General features: G+C 60.3%; 18 protein-coding genes and 2 pseudogenes. 16 read left to right on the forward strand and 4 right to left on the reverse strand.

Features of this window, described 5'->3' with window-relative positions; all coding sequences use genetic code 11:
* Positions 1-14 precede the first annotated feature (14 nt).
* From mutL to SERRSCBI_RS01850, 13 genes and pseudogenes are all read left to right on the forward strand, one after another.
* Positions 15-1898 (forward strand): DNA mismatch repair endonuclease MutL, encoded by a 1884-nt coding sequence (gene mutL / locus SERRSCBI_RS01790; protein ID WP_042783517.1) that lies wholly within the window; start codon positions 15-17, stop codon positions 1896-1898.
* A pseudogene (gene miaA, locus SERRSCBI_RS01795) lies at positions 1891-2833 on the forward strand (tRNA (adenosine(37)-N6)-dimethylallyltransferase MiaA). The gene mutL and the pseudogene miaA overlap by 8 nt, the downstream one beginning before the upstream one ends.
* A gap of 114 nt (positions 2834-2947) precedes the next feature.
* A complete protein-coding gene (gene hfq, locus SERRSCBI_RS01800; RefSeq protein WP_004933678.1) occupies positions 2948-3256 on the forward strand; it encodes an RNA chaperone Hfq in 309 nt (102 codons plus the stop codon).
* 98 nt (positions 3257-3354) lie between these two features.
* Positions 3355-4635, forward strand: coding sequence for a ribosome rescue GTPase HflX (hflX, locus tag SERRSCBI_RS01805; RefSeq protein WP_042783518.1), 1281 nt, complete (start codon positions 3355-3357; stop codon positions 4633-4635).
* Between the two features lie 68 nt (positions 4636-4703).
* The gene (gene hflK / locus SERRSCBI_RS01810) at positions 4704-5954 is read left to right on the forward strand and encodes an FtsH protease activity modulator HflK (RefSeq protein ID WP_033641626.1); all 1251 of its coding nucleotides are present in this window, start codon (positions 4704-4706) and stop codon (positions 5952-5954) included.
* A gap of 3 nt (positions 5955-5957) precedes the next feature.
* On the forward strand, positions 5958-6962 hold the full coding sequence (hflC, locus tag SERRSCBI_RS01815; protein WP_004933669.1) for a protease modulator HflC: 1005 nt from the start codon (positions 5958-5960) through the stop codon (positions 6960-6962).
* Positions 6963-7025: 63 nt separating this feature from the next.
* The gene (locus SERRSCBI_RS01820) at positions 7026-7226 is read left to right on the forward strand and encodes a DUF2065 domain-containing protein (RefSeq protein ID WP_004933666.1); all 201 of its coding nucleotides are present in this window, start codon (positions 7026-7028) and stop codon (positions 7224-7226) included.
* A gap of 98 nt (positions 7227-7324) precedes the next feature.
* On the forward strand, positions 7325-8623 hold the full coding sequence (locus tag SERRSCBI_RS01825; RefSeq protein ID WP_025159583.1) for an adenylosuccinate synthase: 1299 nt from the start codon (positions 7325-7327) through the stop codon (positions 8621-8623).
* Positions 8624-8856: 233 nt separating this feature from the next.
* The gene (gene nsrR, locus SERRSCBI_RS01830) at positions 8857-9282 is read left to right on the forward strand and encodes a nitric oxide-sensing transcriptional repressor NsrR (protein WP_015376391.1); all 426 of its coding nucleotides are present in this window, start codon (positions 8857-8859) and stop codon (positions 9280-9282) included.
* A 59-nt stretch (positions 9283-9341) separates the two neighbouring features.
* Positions 9342-11816, forward strand: a complete 2475-nt coding sequence (rnr, locus tag SERRSCBI_RS01835; protein ID WP_033651494.1) for a ribonuclease R — start codon at positions 9342-9344, stop codon at positions 11814-11816.
* A gap of 61 nt (positions 11817-11877) precedes the next feature.
* Positions 11878-12609, forward strand: a complete 732-nt coding sequence (gene rlmB / locus SERRSCBI_RS01840) for a 23S rRNA (guanosine(2251)-2'-O)-methyltransferase RlmB (protein ID WP_004933653.1) — start codon at positions 11878-11880, stop codon at positions 12607-12609.
* A gap of 116 nt (positions 12610-12725) precedes the next feature.
* On the forward strand, positions 12726-14354 hold the full coding sequence (locus tag SERRSCBI_RS01845; RefSeq protein ID WP_042783519.1) for an isovaleryl-CoA dehydrogenase: 1629 nt from the start codon (positions 12726-12728) through the stop codon (positions 14352-14354).
* Between the two features lie 66 nt (positions 14355-14420).
* Positions 14421-14818: pseudogene (locus tag SERRSCBI_RS01850) on the forward strand (DUF350 domain-containing protein).
* Here the strand turns inward: SERRSCBI_RS01850 and SERRSCBI_RS01855 are convergent.
* Together SERRSCBI_RS01855 and bsmA are read right to left on the reverse strand one after the other, a co-directional pair.
* Positions 14815-15090: a DUF1471 domain-containing protein gene (locus SERRSCBI_RS01855; protein WP_025305027.1), complete on the reverse strand. Its 276-nt coding sequence runs from the start codon at positions 15088-15090 to the stop codon at positions 14815-14817. The pseudogene SERRSCBI_RS01850 and the gene SERRSCBI_RS01855 sit on opposite strands and share 4 nt — an antisense overlap.
* A gap of 123 nt (positions 15091-15213) precedes the next feature.
* Positions 15214-15522, reverse strand: coding sequence for a biofilm peroxide resistance protein BsmA (gene bsmA / locus SERRSCBI_RS01860; protein WP_033651492.1), 309 nt, complete (start codon positions 15520-15522; stop codon positions 15214-15216).
* A 127-nt stretch (positions 15523-15649) separates the two neighbouring features.
* On the opposite strand from bsmA, the gene yjfP reads away from it, so the two are divergent.
* A complete protein-coding gene (gene yjfP, locus SERRSCBI_RS01865; RefSeq protein ID WP_042783520.1) occupies positions 15650-16402 on the forward strand; it encodes an esterase in 753 nt (250 codons plus the stop codon).
* 124 nt (positions 16403-16526) lie between these two features.
* The gene (locus tag SERRSCBI_RS01870) at positions 16527-16901 is read left to right on the forward strand and encodes a hypothetical protein (RefSeq protein ID WP_042783521.1); all 375 of its coding nucleotides are present in this window, start codon (positions 16527-16529) and stop codon (positions 16899-16901) included.
* Positions 16902-17000: 99 nt separating this feature from the next.
* On the opposite strand, the gene SERRSCBI_RS01875 is transcribed toward SERRSCBI_RS01870, so the two are convergent.
* Together SERRSCBI_RS01875 and SERRSCBI_RS24610 are read right to left on the reverse strand one after the other, a co-directional pair.
* Positions 17001-17267, reverse strand: a complete 267-nt coding sequence (locus tag SERRSCBI_RS01875) for a DUF1471 domain-containing protein (RefSeq protein WP_033638913.1) — start codon at positions 17265-17267, stop codon at positions 17001-17003.
* Positions 17268-17277: 10 nt separating this feature from the next.
* A complete protein-coding gene (locus SERRSCBI_RS24610) occupies positions 17278-17484 on the reverse strand; it encodes a hypothetical protein (protein WP_156965081.1) in 207 nt (68 codons plus the stop codon).
* Positions 17485-17720: 236 nt separating this feature from the next.
* On the opposite strand from SERRSCBI_RS24610, the gene rpsF reads away from it, so the two are divergent.
* Positions 17721-18119: a 30S ribosomal protein S6 gene (gene rpsF, locus SERRSCBI_RS01880; protein WP_004933634.1), complete on the forward strand. Its 399-nt coding sequence runs from the start codon at positions 17721-17723 to the stop codon at positions 18117-18119.
* Positions 18120-18126 lie beyond the last annotated feature (7 nt).

Raw genomic sequence — 18126 nt, forward strand, 5'->3', positions numbered from 1 at the left:
CTACAGGAGTCAGCATGCCTATCCAGGTGTTACCGCCACAGCTCGCCAACCAGATCGCCGCCGGAGAGGTGGTCGAACGCCCCGCGTCGGTCGTCAAAGAGCTGGTGGAAAACAGCCTGGACGCCGGTGCGACGCGCATCGATATCGATATCGAACGCGGCGGCACCAAGTTGATCCGCATTCGCGACAACGGCTGCGGCATCGGCAAGGACGATCTGGCGCTGGCGCTGGCGCGGCACGCCACCAGTAAAATCAGCACGCTCGACGACCTGGAGGCGATCGTCAGCCTCGGTTTTCGCGGCGAAGCGCTGGCCAGCATCAGCTCGGTTTCCCGTTTGACCCTGACGTCGCGCACAGCAGACCAGAGCGAAGCGTGGCAAGCCTATGCCGAAGGGCGCGAGCAGGCGGTGACGGTCAAACCCGCCGCGCACCCGGTCGGCAGCACGCTGGAAGTGCTGGATCTGTTTTACAACACCCCGGCGCGCCGCAAGTTCATGCGCACCGAGAAAACCGAATTCGGCCATATCGATGAAGTGGTGCGGCGCATCGCGCTGGCGCGCTTCGATGTGGCGATCAACCTCAGCCACAACGGCAAACTGATCCGCCAATATCGGGCGGCGAAGGAAGAAAGTCAGCACGAGCGCCGTTTGGGCAGCATCTGCGGCCCGGCGTTTTTGCAGCATGCGCTGAACATCGACTGGCAGCATGGCGATCTGAGCATCCGCGGTTGGGTGGCGGATCCGGACGGGGCGCGCCAACTGGGTGAAATGCAGTATTGCTACGTCAACAGCCGCATGATGCGCGATCGCTTGATCAACCACGCCATTCGTCAGGCCTATCAGGATCAGCTGAAAGACGATCAGCAGCCCGCTTACGTGTTGTATCTGGAGGTGGATCCGCACCAGGTGGACGTCAACGTTCATCCCGCCAAACACGAGGTGCGTTTCCATCAGGCGCGGCTGGTGCACGATTTTATCTACCAGGCGGTGACCACGGTGCTGCAACAGGCCGGGCAGACGCCGTCGCTGCCGCTGGCGGAAACGCCTGACGAGACGCCTGCGCCGGTCTGGCAGCAGGAAAACCGCGTCGCCGCCGGCGGCAACCATTTTTCACAGCCGGCGCCGCGTCGCGAGACGCCGTCATCGGCCGGCGCCGCCCGCGAGCGCGCGCCACAACCCGGTTGGCAAACGGCGGGCGGTTACCAGAAACGCGAAGGCGAGCTGTACGGCAAACTGATGCGGCCTGCCGCCGAGCCGCAGGCTGAGGCCGCGCCGGAAGCCCCGAGTCGGCCGCCGCTGTTCCCACCGGTGAAAGCCGCCGTGGAAACGCCGTTGGCGAGCGGGCAACACAGCTTTGGCCGGGTGCTGATGATCTATCCGCCGTGCTACGCGCTGATTGAACAGCGCCAGCAGCCGGCGTTGCTCAACCTGACGGTGGCCGAGCGCTGGCTGCGCCAGGCGCAACTCAATCCGCCGACGGAAGGGCTGCGGCCGCAGCCGCTGCTGATCCCAGTCAAGCTGACGTTGGACAAGAACGAAGCGGCGGCCATCGCACGGCATCAGGCGCTGCTGACGATGATGGGGCTGGATTTGCAGACGGATCACGGCCGTGTGACGCTGCGCGCAGTGCCTTTACCATTACGCCAACAAAATTTACAAAAACTGATACCCGAACTGTTAGGCTATCTGGCCGAGCATCAGGAGATGTCGCCCGCGGTGTTGGCCACCTGGCTCGCTCGCCGTCTCGGCAGCGAACATGAACAGTGGAACACCTCGCAAGCGATACAATTGCTGACCGACGTTGAACGACTTTGCCCGCAGCTGGTCAAATCGCCACCGAGCGGACTTTTACAACCCGTTGATTTACAGGCCGCACTGGCGGCCCTCAAGCATGACTGAAACTGAAATGACATCACGTCCCCCGGCTATTTTCATCATGGGGCCGACCGCCTCGGGCAAGACCGCGCTGGCGATCGCGCTGCGCGAGCGCCTGCCGGTGGAACTGATCAGCGTCGATTCCGCGCTGATTTATCGCGGCATGGATATCGGCACCGCCAAGCCGAGCGCCGAAGAATTGGCGCAGGCGCCGCATCGGCTGATCGATATTCGCGATCCCGCCGAAGCTTACTCGGCTGCGGAGTTCCGCGCCGATGCGCTGAAAGAGATGGCCGACATCACCGCCGCCGGCCGCATTCCGCTGCTGGTGGGCGGCACCATGTTGTATTTCAAGGCGTTGCTGGAAGGATTGTCGCCGTTGCCGTCCGCCGATCCCGCGGTGCGCGAGCGCATCGAACGGCAAGCGGCGGAGCAGGGCTGGGAGGCGCTGCACCGTCAGTTACAGGCGATCGATCCGGTCGCGGCAGTGAGAATTCATCCGAATGATCCGCAGAGACTGTCCAGAGCACTGGTAAGTTTTTTTTATTTCGGGTAAAACTTTAACGGAACTGACTAAAATTTCGGGTGAATCGTTACCGTATCAAGTTCACCAATTTGCGATAGCGCCGACCAGCCGTGAGTTGATCCATCAACGCATCGAGCTGCGGTACCATCAAATGTTGGCGGCGGGTTTTGAGACGGAAGCGCGTGCACTTTTCGCACGGGGTGATTTGCATACGGACTTGCCCTCCATTCGCTGTGTCGGTTACCGCCAGATGTGGTCATACTTGTCTGGTGAAATTAGTTACGATGAGATGGTTTATCGTGGTATTTGCGCAACACGTCAGTTGGCTAAACGCCAGATGACCTGGTTACGGGGTTGGGAGTCGGTCCATTGGTTGGACAGTGAAAAGCCGGGAGAGGCTTTGGACTCGGTGACACAGGTTGTTAGTGCATAGGTTGGGTGATTGTGTACAATTGCTGAGTATTCAGCGCGCAAATTTTTTACGTCGTTTATTTTAGAGCCGACAGGTTCTTAGTTACAAACAACAAGCAAATAAGGAAAAGATAGAATGGCTAAGGGGCAATCTTTGCAAGATCCGTTCCTGAACGCATTGCGTCGTGAACGTGTTCCGGTTTCTATTTATTTGGTGAATGGTATTAAGCTGCAAGGCCAGATTGAGTCTTTTGACCAGTTTGTCATCCTGTTGAAGAACACGGTTAGCCAGATGGTGTACAAGCACGCTATCTCTACCGTTGTCCCGTCACGCCCGGTCTCGCATCACAGCAACAATCCGAGCGGCGGTTCAAGCAACTATCACCATGGTAACAATCCGTCTGCGCAGCAACAGCCGCAGCAGGAAAGCGATGACGCTGAATAAAGCGCGTTGCAAGTCAACCATGACGGGGAGCATAAGCAGCCGCGTGCTGTTTATGTCCCCCAAACTCACGGTGAGTGTCCGTTTGAGAGGTTGCACGCTTGTTTGACCGTTATGAAGCCGGTGAGCAGGCCGTACTGGTTCATATCTATTTCTCGCAAGACAAAGATACGGAAGACCTCAACGAGTTCGAATCGCTGGTCTCCTCAGCCGGTGTCGAAGCTTTGCAAGTGGTGACTGGTAGCCGCAAAGCCCCGCATCCGAAGTACTTTGTCGGCGAAGGAAAGGCCGAAGAAATTGCAGATGCGGTGAAAGCCAGCGGCGCGTCTGTTGTCCTGTTTGATCATTCCCTTTCCCCGGCGCAGGAAAGAAACCTCGAGCGCCTGTGCGAATGCCGGGTGATCGATCGCACCGGGCTGATTTTAGACATCTTTGCCCAGCGTGCCCGCACCCATGAAGGTAAGCTGCAGGTGGAGCTGGCGCAGTTGCGTCACATTGCCACGCGTCTGGTACGCGGCTGGACGCACCTGGAGCGGCAAAAAGGGGGGATTGGCCTGCGCGGGCCGGGGGAAACCCAGCTTGAGACCGACCGTCGCCTGTTGCGCGATCGCATCAGCTTGATTCTGCGCCGCCTGGAGCGGGTAGAAAAGCAGCGTGAACAAGGCCGACGCGCGCGGACCCGCGCCGATGTGCCGACCGTATCGCTGGTGGGCTACACCAACGCCGGCAAATCCACCCTGTTTAACCGAATAACGTCTGCCGAGGTGTATGCGGCGGACCAGCTATTTGCCACCCTGGATCCTACGTTGCGGCGCATTGACGTGCCGGACGTGGGGGATACCGTGTTGGCGGATACCGTAGGCTTTATCCGACACCTGCCGCACGATCTGGTGGCCGCCTTCAAGGCGACGCTGCAGGAGACGCGCCAGGCCTCTTTGCTGCTGCACGTCATCGACGCGGCGGATCCGCGCGTCGACGAGAACATCGACGCGGTGAACACCGTGCTGGCGGAGATAGACTCGGATGAAATCCCTACACTGTTAGTGATGAACAAAATAGATATGCTGGACGATTTTGTGCCGCGTATCGACCGCAACGATGAAAACCTGCCGATCCGGGTGTGGCTGTCCGCCGCCAGCGGAGAGGGTATTCCGTTGCTGTATCAGGCGTTGACGGAGCGCTTATCGGGGGAGATCGCGCATTACGAATTGCGCTTACCGCCACGGGCAGGCCGTCTTCGCAGCCGTTTTTACCAGCTTCAGGCGATTGAAAAAGAGTGGAACGAAGAGGACGGCAGCATTGGCGTGGTGGTGCGAATGCCGATCGTCGAATGGCGTCGTCTCTGCAAGCAAGAACAGGACCTGATTGACTTTATCGTATGATCATATCCTGTTACATTTATGCTTCGCGAAAGCCTGAAGTACCCAATCACAGAATATGGAGCTAAAACATGGCGTGGAATCAGCCCGGTAATAACGGACAGGACCGCGACCCGTGGGGGAGCAGCAATAACAATGGCGGCAACTCTGGCGGTAACAACAAAGGCGGTCGTGATCAAGGGCCACCTGATTTGGATGATATCTTCCGCAAACTGAGCAAGAAATTGAGCGGTTTTGGCGGGGGCAAAGGCTCCAACAGCAATAGCGGCGGCACCGGGGCCTCCGGCCCGGGCTTCAGCGGCCGCATTATCGGTATCGCGGCGGTTGCCGTGGTGGTGATCTGGGCCGCCAGCGGCTTCTACACCATCAAGGAAGCCGAGCGCGGCGTTGTGACGCGTTTCGGTAAGTTCAGCCACCTGGTGCAGCCGGGCCTGAACTGGAAGCCGACCTTCATCGACGACGTGCGTCCGGTGAACGTGGAATCCGTGCGTGAGCTGGCGGCGTCCGGCGTGATGCTGACCTCCGATGAAAACGTGGTGCGCGTGGAAATGAACGTGCAGTACCGCGTGACCAACCCGGAAGCGTACCTGTTCAGCGTCGTCAATGCCGACGACAGCCTGAGCCAGGCGACCGACAGCGCCCTGCGCGGCGTGATCGGCAAATACTCGATGGATCGCATCCTGACCGAAGGCCGTACCGTGGTGCGTAACGATACGCAGCGCATGCTGGAAGAGACCATTCGTCCTTACAACATGGGCATCACGCTGCTGGACGTCAACTTCCAGGCGGCGCGTCCGCCGGAAGAGGTGAAGGCGTCGTTCGACGATGCGATCGCCGCGCGTGAGAACGAGCAGCAATACATCCGTGAAGCGGAAGCTTACGCCAACGAAGTTCAGCCGCGTGCGAACGGCCAGGCGCAGCGTCTGCTGGAAGACTCCAAGGCTTATAAAGACCGCACCGTCCTGGAAGCTCAGGGTGAGGTGGCGCGCTTTGCCAAGCTGTTGCCGGAATACAAGTCCGCACCGCAGATCACCCGCGAGCGTCTGTATATCGAAACCATGGAAAAAGTGCTGGGCCATACCCGTAAGGTGTTGGTGAGCGACAAAGGCAACAACCTGATGGTGCTGCCGCTGGATCAGATGCTGCGCGGCCAAGGCGCGGCGACGGAGAGCGGCAACAAGGATACCAGCCTGATTCGCCTCAATCCGAATCCAGCGCCGGCTGCCAACAGCAGCACTCCGCGCACCAGCAGCGGATCGGTTATGGATCAGCGCCGGGCGAATGCGCAGCGTGACGACACCACTCGCGTAGGGAGAGAGTAATCAATGCGTAAGTCTTTTGTAGTTATTGTCCTCGCGGTGCTGGTGGTGCTGTACGCTTCGCTGTTCGTGGTGCAGGAAGGCCAGCGTGGCATCGTGCTGCGCTTCGGCAAGGTGCTGCGCGACGGCGAAAACAAGCCGCTGGTGTATGCGCCGGGTCTGCACCTCAAGATCCCGTTCATTGAGACCGTGAAGAACCTGGATGCGCGTATCCAGACCATGGACAACCAGGCCGATCGCTTCGTGACCAGCGAGAAGAAAGACCTGATCGTTGACTCCTATCTGAAGTGGCGCATCAGCGACTTCAGCCGCTACTATCTGGCGACCGGCGGCGGCGACGTCTCCCAGGCCGAAGTGCTGCTGAAACGCAAGTTCAGCGACCGTCTGCGTTCCGAAATCGGCCGCCTGGACGTGAAAGACATCGTGACCGACTCGCGCGGCAAGCTGATGTCTGACGTGCGTGACGCGCTGAACACCGGCACCGTGGGTGACGGCGAAGAAGTGGCGACCACCGAAGCCGATGACGCTATCGCCTCTGCGGCGGCGCGCGTTGAGCGGGAAACCACCGGCAAACAGCCGCAGGTGAACCCGAACAGCATGGCGGCGTTGGGCATCGAAGTGATCGACGTGCGTATCAAGCAGATCAACCTGCCGGCCGAAGTCTCCGACGCCATCTACCAGCGTATGCGCGCCGAGCGTGAAGCGGTAGCCCGTCGCCTGCGCTCGCAGGGCCAGGAAGAAGCCGAGAAACTGCGCGCCAGCGCGGACTACGAAGTGACCCGTACCCTGGCGGAAGCCGAGCGTCAGGCGCGTATCACCCGTGGTGAAGGCGATGCTGAAGCAGCCAAGCTGTTCGCCAACGCGTTCAGCCAGGATCCGGACTTCTATGCCTTTATCCGCAGCCTGCGTGCCTATGAAGCCAGCTTCAAGGACAACCAGGACGTGCTGGTACTGAGCCCGGACAGCGATTTCTTCCGCTACATGAAGTCGCCTGATACCCTGCGCAAATAAGCGCGGCAGGCAATCTGATCGAGGGCCCGTTTTCGCGGGCCCTTTCTCGTTTTTGGGGGATGCATGAACTCAACGATTTGGCTGGCGCTCGGGCTGGTTCTGGTGCTGGAAGGATTGGGGCCGATGCTGTTTCCGCAGGCCTGGCGCAAAATGATTGTGGCGATGTCGCAGTTGCCGGACGCGACGCTGCGGCGATTTGGCGGTGGAATAGTGGTTGCGGGCTGCGTGATCTACTACATGTTGAGCGGCCGCACGGGTCTTTAAAGTCTAGCCCAAAATTTATGCAATCGTATGCTAAAAGTGCTGAAAATCGAAAATTACGGTGGTAGAATCCATTTTTAAGCAATCGGTGATTTTGAAAAATGGGTAAGAACGTCGTCGTACTGGGCACCCAATGGGGTGACGAAGGTAAAGGCAAGGTTGTAGACCTGCTGACTGAACGGGCTCAATATGTTGTGCGCTACCAAGGTGGCCATAACGCTGGCCACACTCTGGTAATCAACGGTGAAAAAACCGTTCTTCATTTAATTCCTTCAGGCATTCTGCGTGAAAACGTCACCAGCATCATCGGCAACGGTGTTGTTCTGGCGCCGGACGCGTTGATGAAAGAAATGGGTGAACTCGAAGCGCGTGGCATCCCGGTACGCGAACGTTTGTTACTCTCTGAAGCTTGCCCGTTGATCCTGCCTTACCACGTTGCGTTGGATAACGCGCGTGAGAAAGCGCGCGGCGCGAAAGCGATCGGCACCACCGGTCGCGGCATCGGCCCGGCTTACGAAGATAAAGTGGCTCGTCGCGGTCTGCGCGTCGGCGATCTGTTCAACAAAGAAACCTTCGCCGTTAAGCTGAAAGAGATCGTCGATTACCACAACTTCCAACTGGTCAACTACTACAAAGTTGAAGCCGTCGATTATCAGGCGACGCTGGACTACGTGCTGTCTATCGCCGATATCCTGACCGCGATGGTGGTTGACGTTTCCGAACTGCTGGACGGCGCGCGCAAGCGTGGCGATCTGATCATGTTCGAAGGCGCTCAGGGCACCCTGCTGGATATCGACCACGGTACTTACCCGTATGTGACCTCTTCCAACACCACCGCCGGCGGCGTGGCTACCGGTTCCGGTATCGGCCCGCGTTATGTGGACTACGTGCTGGGCATCGTGAAAGCCTACTCCACTCGCGTGGGTGCAGGCCCGTTCCCAACCGAGCTGTTCGATGAAACCGGCGAGTACCTGTGCAAGCAGGGTAACGAGTTCGGCGCCACCACCGGCCGTCGTCGTCGTACCGGCTGGCTGGACGCGGTAGCGGTGCGTCGCGCGGTGCAGATCAACTCCCTGTCTGGCTTCTGCCTGACCAAACTGGACGTCCTGGACGGCCTGAAAGAAGTGAAGATCTGCGTGGGTTACCGCATGCCGGACGGCCGTGAAGTGGACACCACTCCGCTGGCGGCTGAAGGCTGGGAAGGCATTGAGCCTATCTACGAAACCATGCCGGGCTGGAGCGAAACCACCTTTGGCGTGAAAGAGCACAGCAAGCTGCCTCAGGCTGCGCTGAACTACATCAAGCGCATCGAAGAAGTGACCGGCGTACCGGTAGACATCATCTCTACCGGCCCGGATCGCAGCGAAACCATGATCCTGCGCGACCCGTTCGACGCATAATCAGGCTTTGCGGCATTAAACAAACCGGGCGCGTCCCGGTTTGTTTTTATCCTGACTCCCTCCGATTGCGGTTTCACGTCAAAAAATCCTTTCATAAACCCGCCTTAGGGCGCGGGATTCGCTAAATAATTAGCGACGAACTCTCCGGCTGGTTTATTATCCAATGAGTAATCTTTTGAATAGCGCCGAAAAGCGGCGTATCAGACGGGTAAAGTCATACCCAGAGGTAAGATGTGCAGTTAACAAGTTTTACTGATTATGGTCTGCGGGCGTTGATCTACATGGCCTCGTTGCCGCAGGACAAGATGACCAGTATCTCGGAAGTGACCGAGGTGTATGGCGTGTCTCGCAACCATATGGTGAAGATCATCAATCAGTTGAGCCGGGTCGGTTTTGTCACGGCGGTGCGCGGCAAGCATGGCGGCATCCGTTTGGGCAAACCGGCCGAGAGCATTCGCCTCGGCGATGTCGTGCGGGCGCTGGAGCCGCTTGCGCTGGTTAACTGCAGCAGCGAGTTTTGCCACATCACCCCTGCCTGCCGATTGAAGCAGGTGCTCCAACAGGGCGTACAGAATTTCCTTGAAGAGCTGGATAAGCATACGTTGGCCGACATGGTCGAAGACAATCCGCCGCTCTACAAGCTATTGCTTGTCGAATAAAACGACGTTGAGAAGACAAGGCTCAACGTCATCCTGCTGATGACAACGGAGGAACCGCAATGTCACAAGATCCATTCCTGGAACGAGAAGCAGAAAAATACGAATCTCCCATTCCCAGCCGTGAATATATCCTGGCCCATTTGGCGAAACGAGAAACGCCGGCCAGCCGCGAAGAACTGGGCAACGAATTGGGCCTCAGCGGCGAAGAACAGCTGGAAGCGCTGCGCCGCCGCCTGCGCGCCATGGAGCGCGATGGCCAGTTAGTGTTTACCCGCCGCCAGTGCTACGCGCTGCCGGAACGTTTGGACCTGCTGCGCGGCACGGTGATTGGCCACCGCGACGGCTACGGCTTCCTGCGCGTTGAAGGCAGCAAAGACGATCTGTACCTGTCCGCCGAACAGATGAAAATGGCGATCCACGGTGACGTGGTGCTGGCGCAGGCGCTGGGCGCGGATCGCAAAGGGCGTCGCGAAGCGCGCATCGTGCGCGTGCTGGTGCCGAAAACCAGCCAGATCGTCGGCCGCTTCTTCATGGATGCCGGTACCGGCTTCGTGGTGCCGGACGACAGCCGTCTGAGCTTCGATATTCTGATCCCGGCGGACAGCGTCAGCGGCGCGCGCATGGGCTACATGGTGGTGGTGGAGCTGACTCAGCGCCCGACCCGCCGCACCAAAGCGGTCGGCAAGATCGTCGAGATCCTCGGCGACAAAATGGGCACCAGCATGGCGGTGGATATCGCGCTGCGCACCCATGAGATCCCGCATACCTGGCCGCCGCAGGTGGAAAAGCAGGTGGCCGATCTCAGCGAACAGGTGCCGGAAGCGGCCAAGAAGGGCCGCGTCGATCTGCGCAAGCTGCCGTTGGTCACCATCGACGGTGAAGACGCGCGCGACTTCGATGATGCCGTGTACTGCGAGAAAAAACGCGGCGGCGGCTGGCGCCTGTGGGTAGCGATCGCCGACGTCAGCTACTATGTGCGTCCACGCACCGCGCTGGACGACGAAGCGCGCAGCCGCGGCAACTCGGTGTATTTCCCGTCGCAGGTGATCCCGATGCTGCCGGAAGTGCTGTCCAACGGGCTGTGCTCCCTGAACCCGCAGGTCGATCGCCTGTGCATGGTGTGCGAGATGACCATCTCCGCCCAAGGGCGCCTGTCCACGGCCAAGTTCTACGAGGCGGTGATGAGCTCCCACGCCCGCCTGACCTACAACAAGGTGTGGCACATTCTGCAGGGCGATCAGGAGCTGCGCGAGCATTACCACCCGCTGGTCAAGCACCTGGAAGAGCTGCACGCCATGTACAAGGTGCTGGATAAGGCGCGCGCCGAGCGCGGCGGCATCGCGTTTGAAACCGAAGAAGCCAAATTCATCTTCAACGCCGAACGCCGCATCGAGCGCGTGGAGCCGACGGTGCGCAACGACGCCCACAAGCTGATCGAAGAGTGCATGATCATGGCCAACGTGGCGGCCGCGCGCTTCGTCGAGAAACGTAACGAGCCGGCGCTGTACCGCGTGCACGATCGTCCGAGCGATGACCACATCTCCGCGCTGCGCAGCGTGCTGAGCGAGCTGGGGCTGACGCTGGGCGGCGGCAACAAGCCGCAGCCGAAGGACTATGCGGTGCTGATGGATGAAGTGTCCGAGCGCCCTGACCACGAAATGCTGCAAACCATGTTGCTGCGCTCGATGAAGCAGGCGATTTACGATCCGGAAAACCGCGGCCACTTCGGCCTGGCGCTGGCCTCTTACGGCCACTTCACCTCGCCGATCCGCCGTTATCCGGATCTGGCGTTGCACCGCGCGATCAAATACCAGCTGGCCAAAGAGCATGGCGAGCCGAAAGAGCGCTGGACGCCGACCGGCGGCTGGCACAGCGAATTCGAAGAGATGCTGCAGCTGGGCGAACACTGTTCGATGACCGAGCGCCGCGCGGACGAAGCGACGCGCAACGTCGCCGACTGGCTGAAGTGCGACTTCATGCAGGATCACGTCGGTGAAGTGTTCAGCGGCATAATCTCCAGCGTGACCGGCTTCGGCTTCTTCGTGCGCCTGAACGATCTGTTCATCGACGGGCTGGTGCACGTATCAACGCTGGATAATGATTACTATCGCTACGATAATATCGGCCAGCGCCTGATCGGCGAGTCTTCCGGCACGGTCTATCGCCTGGGGGATACGGTGGAGATCCGCGTGGATGCGGTGCATATGGACGAGCGCAAGATCGACTTCGCGCTGGTGTCCAGCACCCGCAAAGCGCGCGGTGAAGGCAAAACCGAGCGCGATCGCGCCAAGAAGGGCGGCCAACGCACGCTGCGCGACAGCGGCAATGCGGGGCGCGGCAAGCGCCGCGGCGGCAAACCGCCGGCCAACTTCGAGCCGGACAGCGCCTTCCGTAAGCAGGATGACGCCAAGCCCGCGGACAACGTGAAGAAGGCGAAAAAGAAAGCCAAGAAAGCGTCCGACAAAACGCGGAAAATCGCGGCGGCGACCAAAGCCAAACGCGCAGCCAAGAAGAAAGGTGCCGAGCAGGCTTAACCTGCCGCACATCGTTACCATCGGCCGGTTATCGCCGGCCGCACGACTTTAAAAGAGCATCATGAGCGAAATTATTTACGGCATCCACGCCGTCAAAGCCCTGTTAGAGCGCGATCCGCAACGCTTCCTGGAAGTGTTTATCCTGAAAGGCCGCGAAGATCGCCGCCTGCAGCCGCTGATCGCCGAGCTGGAAGCGACCGGCATCGTGATCCAGGTGGCGAATCGCCAATGGCTGGATGACAAGGTTGAAGGCGCGGTGCACCAAGGGATCATCGCCCGGGTGCGCGAAGGGCGTCAGTATCAGGAGAACGATCTGCCGGGCCTGTTGGAGAGCGTGGAAACGCCATTCCTGCTGGTGCTGGACGGCGTGACCGACCCGCATAACCTCGGCGCCTGCCTGCGCAGCGCCGATGCGGCCGGCGTGCACGCGGTGATCGTGCCCCGCGATCGTTCCGCCCAGTTGAACGCCACCGCCAAGAAAGTGGCCTGCGGCGCCGCCGAAAACGTGCCGTTGATCCGCGTGACCAATCTGGCGCGCACGCTGCGTCTGCTGCAAGAGATGAATGTCTGGGTCGTCGGCACCGCCGGCGAAGCCGACCATACCCTGTATCAGAGCAAAATGACCGGCCCGATGGCGCTGGTGATGGGCGCGGAAGGCGAAGGCATGCGCCGCCTGACCCGCGAACACTGCGATGAGCTGATCAGCATCCCGATGGCCGGTACCGTCTCTTCACTGAACGTGTCGGTCGCCACCGGCATCTGCCTGTTCGAAGCGGTGCGCCAGCGCGGCTGATTCTTCTGACGGGGGCGCCGTGCTCCCGTTAATTCCCCCTCTTGTGATCCCGCCTGCGGCAGAAATCTCTGCGCCGACCATACTTACCCCTGACGCTTTTTTCAGGGAGCACTCTCATGGTCTGGACTACGCACACCGTTTTTAACCAACCCAAGCCGCTGGGCAACAGCAACCTGTTTCTCTCCGATACGCCGCTGCGCGAAGCGTTGCAGCGCGAGCAAGGCGGTTGGGACGCAGAGATATTGGCTTCGCTGGGCCAGCAGCTCGGCACGCAGGAGTCGCTGGAGCTGGGGCGGCTGGCCAACGCCAACCCGCCGGAGCTGCTGCGCTACGACGCCACCGGCCAGCGGCTGGACGACGTTCGCTTTCACCCGGCCTGGCATATCCTGATGCAGGGGCTGATCGCCAACCGGGTGCACAACCTGCCCTGGCAGGAGGATGCGCGCATCGGTTCCTTCGTGGCGCGCGCCGCGCGCTTTATGCTGCATGCGCAGGTCGAGGCCGGCACGCTCTGCCCGGTGACCATGACCTTCGGCGCCACGCCGCTGCTGCTGCAGGCGTTACCGGCCGAGTTTCGCGCCTGGCTGACGCCGCTGCTGTCGGATCGTTATGACGCTCATCTGCTGCCGGGCGGGCAAAAGCGCGGCCTGCTGATCGGCATGGGCATGACAGAGAAGCAGGGCGGCTCCGATGTCTTGAGCAATACCACCACCGCCACGCCGCTCGGCGCGCGCGGGCCGGGCGAAGCCTACCGGCTGGTGGGGCACAAGTGGTTCTTCTCGGTGCCGCAAAGCGATGCGCACCTGGTGCTGGCGCAGGCCGAAGGCGGGCTGTCCTGTTTCTTCCTGCCGCGCATTTTGCCGGACGGCAGCCGCAACGCCATTCGCCTTGAGCGGTTGAAAGACAAGCTGGGCAACCGCTCCAACGCCAGCAGCGAGGTGGAGTTTCAGGACGCCACGGCCTGGCTGCTGGGCGATGAGGGCGACGGGGTGCGGCATATCCTGAAGATGGGCGGCCTGACTCGTTTCGACTGTTCGCTGGGCAGCCACGGCCTGATGCGCCGCGGGCTGTCGGTGGCGCTGTATCATGCGCTGCAGCGGCAGGCGTTCGGCAAATTGTTGATAGAACAACCGCTGATGCGCCAGGTCTTGGCGCGCATGGCGCTGCGGCTGGAAGGGCATACCGCGTTGCTGTTCCGGCTGGCCCGCGCCTGGGAGAGCCGCAGCAATGAAGGCGAGCTGATCTACAGCCGCCTGCTGACCCCGGCGGCCAAATACAGCATCTGCCGTCAGGGCATGCCGTTCATCGCCGAGGCGATGGAGGTGCTGGGCGGCATCGGTTACTGCGAGGAGAGCGAGCTGCCGCGCCTGTACCGTGAAATGCCGGTGAACAGCATCTGGGAGGGCTCCGGCAACATCATGTGTCTGGACGTGTTGCGCAGTCTGCATAAACTGCCGGGCGCGCTCGAGATGTTACAGTTCGAGCTGCAGCCGGTGCGCGGCCAGAATCGGTTGTTCGATCACGCCTGGCGGCAGTGGCAGCAGCGTGCCCGGCAACCGAGCGAGGAGATGGGGCGGCTGCTGACTCAACAGCTGTTCGACCTGTGCTGCGCCGCGCAGCTGCTGCAGCACGCCAGCCCGCTGATCGCCGACGCCTGGTGTCATCTGACGCTGGATCACCGCGGCGAGAGCCTGCTGTCGGCCGAGGCGTGCGAACTGCTGCTGAACCGCGCCATCGGCGGTTAGGGAAAAGGGTGGCGCCCGGCGGCGAAAACCTTTTTAATTCAGCCTCACTCTGACAGGAAAATGCACATGGATATTCTCAGCGCGTTGGCGGCGTTCGCCTCTTACTTCTTCAGCGGCTTCGCCATGATTTTGGTGTTTCTGTTCGTCTATACCCGCATCACCCCGCACGACGAATGGGCGCTGATCAAGTCCGATAATCAATCCGCCGCCTTTGCTTTTATCGGCGCTTGCCTGGGATATGTGATCCCGCTGGCCAGCGCGGCGATCAACTCGATCAGCCTGCTGGATTACCTGCTGTGGGGCGTGGTGGCGCTGGTGGTGCAACTGCTGCTGTTCGCCGCCGTGAAGATCTACATGCCGCGCATCAGCGACAAGATAGAAGCGAATCACCTGGCCGCCGGGATTTTCCTGGGGGCGTCTCCGTCAGCGGCGGGGTGTTGAATGCGGCTTGCATGAGCTACTAAAGGTATAAGATGGCCGAGGCGCGCCAGCCAAGCGGGTGCGCCTGCTCTTCCATCCGCAGGATGCGGTAATAGCTGGCGCCGTGTTGGTCGGCGGTGCGGGCGATGGCCAGTTCCGCCTCCTGCGGTGAGCCGGGCAAATCGTTGAAGGTGATCTCGGCGATTTCACTGAGCGGCGTCACGCGATCGGCGGGCGCCAGCTCGGCGGACTGTGCGCCGGTGCTGAGCAATCCCATGGAAAGCAAGAGGGAGGTGAGTGCGGTGGAGCGTTTCATGGCGTTCCCCTTCGTCAGATCCTGAATCGACACCCGCAACATGCGGCATGCTGTCCCTCAGTGTGCAACACCCTTCTTCAGCCAGTGCAAAGCCAGTGTAAAGCTGCTTAAAAAATCCCCGCCTTAGCGATACAGGATCGCCTGGGAATACCATTGGCCCGGCACGACGGTTTCGCTGTTCATGATGATCACGTAATAACGGGCACCGGCGGCGGTGGCCTTGCGTTGGATCTCCGCTTCCACGTCCATCGGGCTGCCGCGCACCACGGCGGTGACGGTGCCCATTTTCACCAGCTCGGCGGTCTGCGCGCGAACGATCTCCTGCGCCTGAGCGGTGGGGGGCGGCGGCGGTTTCGGCGTGGTGGTCATGATGCCGCAGGCGGAAAGCTGTGCGGCCAGCGTCAGGGTAATGAGTGTGCGGGCAATCGTCATGGTGACCTCGTAAGCGCCGGTGCGATGGCTTCAGTGTAACGCAATATAAGCTGTAACAGATTGAGCTAACGCTGCTTCGCGCAAGTTTGTCATGATGAATGCCAACAGGTGAGTTGAGGATGAACGGATGATCGAAATTCATGACGAGCAGGCTGGCGATATCGCGGTGATCCATGCGGTGCCGGCGGGGCAGTATCATCGGCCGCTGCCGACGGTGTTCTTCTGCCATGGCTATACCTCGTCGAAAGAGGTATACGCTTATTTTGCCTATGCGCTGGCGCGCGCCGGTTTTCGGGCGGTGTTGCCGGATGCCGATCGGCACGGCGAGCGATTCGACGGCGATGAGGCGCGGCGCCTGGCGTCATTCTGGGAGATCCTGCGCAGCAATATCGACGAACTGCCGCAGATCAACGCGCATTTTGAGCGGCTTGGCCTGATCGCCGACGGCCGCATCGGCGTCGCCGGCGCCTCAATGGGCGGCATGACCGCGCTTGGCGCCTTCGCGCGCTTTCCGTGGATCCGTGCGGCCGCCAGCCTGATGGGTTCCGGCTATTACCGTGCGCTGGCGCAAACGCTGTATCCGCCGTTGGGCGAGACGGGCGAGGCGCTCTCGCCGACGGCGTTTGCGGCGCGCACCGCCGTGCTGGCGGAGTATGAGCTGGAAGGACGTTTGGCGCAGATTGCAGGGCGGCCGCTGCTGCTGTGGCACGGCGAGACGGACGACGTGGTGCCGGCGGCGGACAGCCTGCGTTTGGCGGCTGAACTGCGGCAGCAAGGTGCGGACGGCCGTTTGACATCGCTCGTCGAGCCGGGCGTGAAGCATCGCATCACGCCGCTGGCGCTGTCCGCCACCACCGATTTCTTTCGCCGCGAATTGTAATGTGCCTCCGGGCGCGATGCGTGGAATTGCGGTGCTCTCTGCAGGCTGTTTCGGTCATTGTTTGACGCATGGCGGAGGAGAATGTCAGCGTGAATTCTTTCAGGGGCGGCAAGGAGCGGAGAGCATGATAAAGGGTATCAGCAATACGGCCGAGACAGCGCGCGGGCTGGCGGGAACGATGAAAGCGCGCGCCGATCTTAACTCAATGGCCTTCAGTGAGATGCTGGGGGCAGCCGACGGCAAGGCGCGGCAAAACAAGGCAAATCCGCTGTCGCGCATCACCGCGCATACGGTGCAAAACATGACGGCGCTGTTCGCCTCCGCGCCGAAAGCGGCGGCCGCGCAAACCGCGAAGGCCGGCTCGCTCTCCTTCGAGCAGCGGGCGACGCTGGAGGAAAGCGCCGAACTGCTGCAGGTACGGACAAACTATCTGCGGATGGCGCTGCAATTGCACAATCAGGGCAAAGCGTTCAGCGCGCCGACGTTGCTCAAACTGTGATGGGTGAGGAAGTGGAGCGCCCGACAGGCGGCGCTCCGATGCGGACTGAACGGGCTTTCTGATGAAGCCCTGGGGATTTCCCTGGCGTGGCGCGTCTTTTTAACGGTACAGCTCGGCGCTGACGTGCATCGTGCTGTTGTCGCCCGGTTCGTGCAGGGCGATGATGCGATAAGAGCTTGCACCGCGTTGATCGGCGATTTTACTGACCTGGCTGCTGGCGTCATCCGGCGAGACCACGTTCTGGTTCAGGGTGACGAAGCCAACGCTCTGGCGTTGATCGGCCTGGTGCGAGGAGATCTCCGTCGCGGCCATCACGTTGGCGGAGAACAGGGCGGCAAGCGCCGTCGCGAGAATGATGCGTTTCATAGTGCCTCTCTTACTTTTTGCCGTTACGGCCTGACAGCGAGTGTCGCTGCGGCAAAAAGTCATTTATCTGCATTGAATAACCTGGAATCTTTTTCGTCGCGCTGTCTGCGGCGGATAAGGTTAATTTTAGTCGGTTGCGGCGGATTAAAAAGCGGGGCGTTTTGATGGCCTCTTTCAAAAAAAATGAAATAGATTTGTGATTCAGCGCTGATTTCATTGAAAGATTTTTGAAACTGATGGATTGGCGTACATAGGTTTCCCCGCCAGCAAATCGTGCTATTTCCCATACCCCCTCTCAATAACGCGAATAAAACCCACGCAGTCCTTGAGTTTCCCGCCCTGCGTCAGTATGATTACGCGTCATTTTTCAGCCGCACACTAAACACGTTCCTTGCTTCCATGGGCCGCGGTTGACCCTGACAGGAGGCTGAATAATCCGTAAGGAGCAATTCGATGCGTCATTACGAAATCGTTTTTATGGTCCATCCTGACCAAAGCGAACAGGTTCCGGGCATGATCGAGCGTTACAGTGCTACCATCACTAACGCGCAAGGTCAGATTCACCGTCTGGAAGACTGGGGCCGCCGTCAGCTGGCTTATCCGATCAACAAACTGCACAAAGCTCACTACGTTCTGCTGAACGTTGAAGCGCCGCAGGAAGCGATCGATGAGCTGGAAACTAACTTCCGCTTCAACGACGCCGTTATCCGCAGCATGGTTATGCGCGTTAAGCACGCGGTAACTGAAGCATCTCCGATGGTTAAAGCGAAAGACGAACGTCGTGGCGATCGCCGCGAAGACTTCGCTAACGAAACCGCAGATGATGCAGATGCTGGGGATTCTGAAGAGTAATTGCCGC

The organism is Serratia sp. SCBI (genome assembly GCF_000747565.1).
Lineage (GTDB): Bacteria > Pseudomonadota > Gammaproteobacteria > Enterobacterales > Enterobacteriaceae > Serratia > Serratia ureilytica.

Coding starts and splice junctions, on each gene's coding strand:
- SERRSCBI_RS01845 (WP_042783519.1), top strand. CDS start 12,726: ATGGTCTGGACTACGCACACCGTTTTTAACCAACCCAAGCCGCTGGGC.
- SERRSCBI_RS01875 (WP_033638913.1), bottom strand. CDS start 17,267: ATGAAACGCATCATTCTCGCGACGGCGCTTGCCGCCCTGTTCTCCGCC.
- rlmB (WP_004933653.1), top strand. CDS start 11,878: ATGAGCGAAATTATTTACGGCATCCACGCCGTCAAAGCCCTGTTAGAG.
- hflC (WP_004933669.1), top strand. CDS start 5,958: ATGCGTAAGTCTTTTGTAGTTATTGTCCTCGCGGTGCTGGTGGTGCTG.
- rnr (WP_033651494.1), top strand. CDS start 9,342: ATGTCACAAGATCCATTCCTGGAACGAGAAGCAGAAAAATACGAATCT.
- yjfP (WP_042783520.1), top strand. CDS start 15,650: ATGATCGAAATTCATGACGAGCAGGCTGGCGATATCGCGGTGATCCAT.
- SERRSCBI_RS01820 (WP_004933666.1), top strand. CDS start 7,026: ATGAACTCAACGATTTGGCTGGCGCTCGGGCTGGTTCTGGTGCTGGAA.
- SERRSCBI_RS01870 (WP_042783521.1), top strand. CDS start 16,527: ATGATAAAGGGTATCAGCAATACGGCCGAGACAGCGCGCGGGCTGGCG.
- SERRSCBI_RS01855 (WP_025305027.1), bottom strand. CDS start 15,090: ATGAAACGCTCCACCGCACTCACCTCCCTCTTGCTTTCCATGGGATTG.
- mutL (WP_042783517.1), top strand. CDS start 15: ATGCCTATCCAGGTGTTACCGCCACAGCTCGCCAACCAGATCGCCGCC.
- SERRSCBI_RS01825 (WP_025159583.1), top strand. CDS start 7,325: ATGGGTAAGAACGTCGTCGTACTGGGCACCCAATGGGGTGACGAAGGT.
- hfq (WP_004933678.1), top strand. CDS start 2,948: ATGGCTAAGGGGCAATCTTTGCAAGATCCGTTCCTGAACGCATTGCGT.
- rpsF (WP_004933634.1), top strand. CDS start 17,721: ATGCGTCATTACGAAATCGTTTTTATGGTCCATCCTGACCAAAGCGAA.
- hflK (WP_033641626.1), top strand. CDS start 4,704: ATGGCGTGGAATCAGCCCGGTAATAACGGACAGGACCGCGACCCGTGG.
- SERRSCBI_RS24610 (WP_156965081.1), bottom strand. CDS start 17,484: ATGAAATCAGCGCTGAATCACAAATCTATTTCATTTTTTTTGAAAGAG.
- bsmA (WP_033651492.1), bottom strand. CDS start 15,522: ATGACGATTGCCCGCACACTCATTACCCTGACGCTGGCCGCACAGCTT.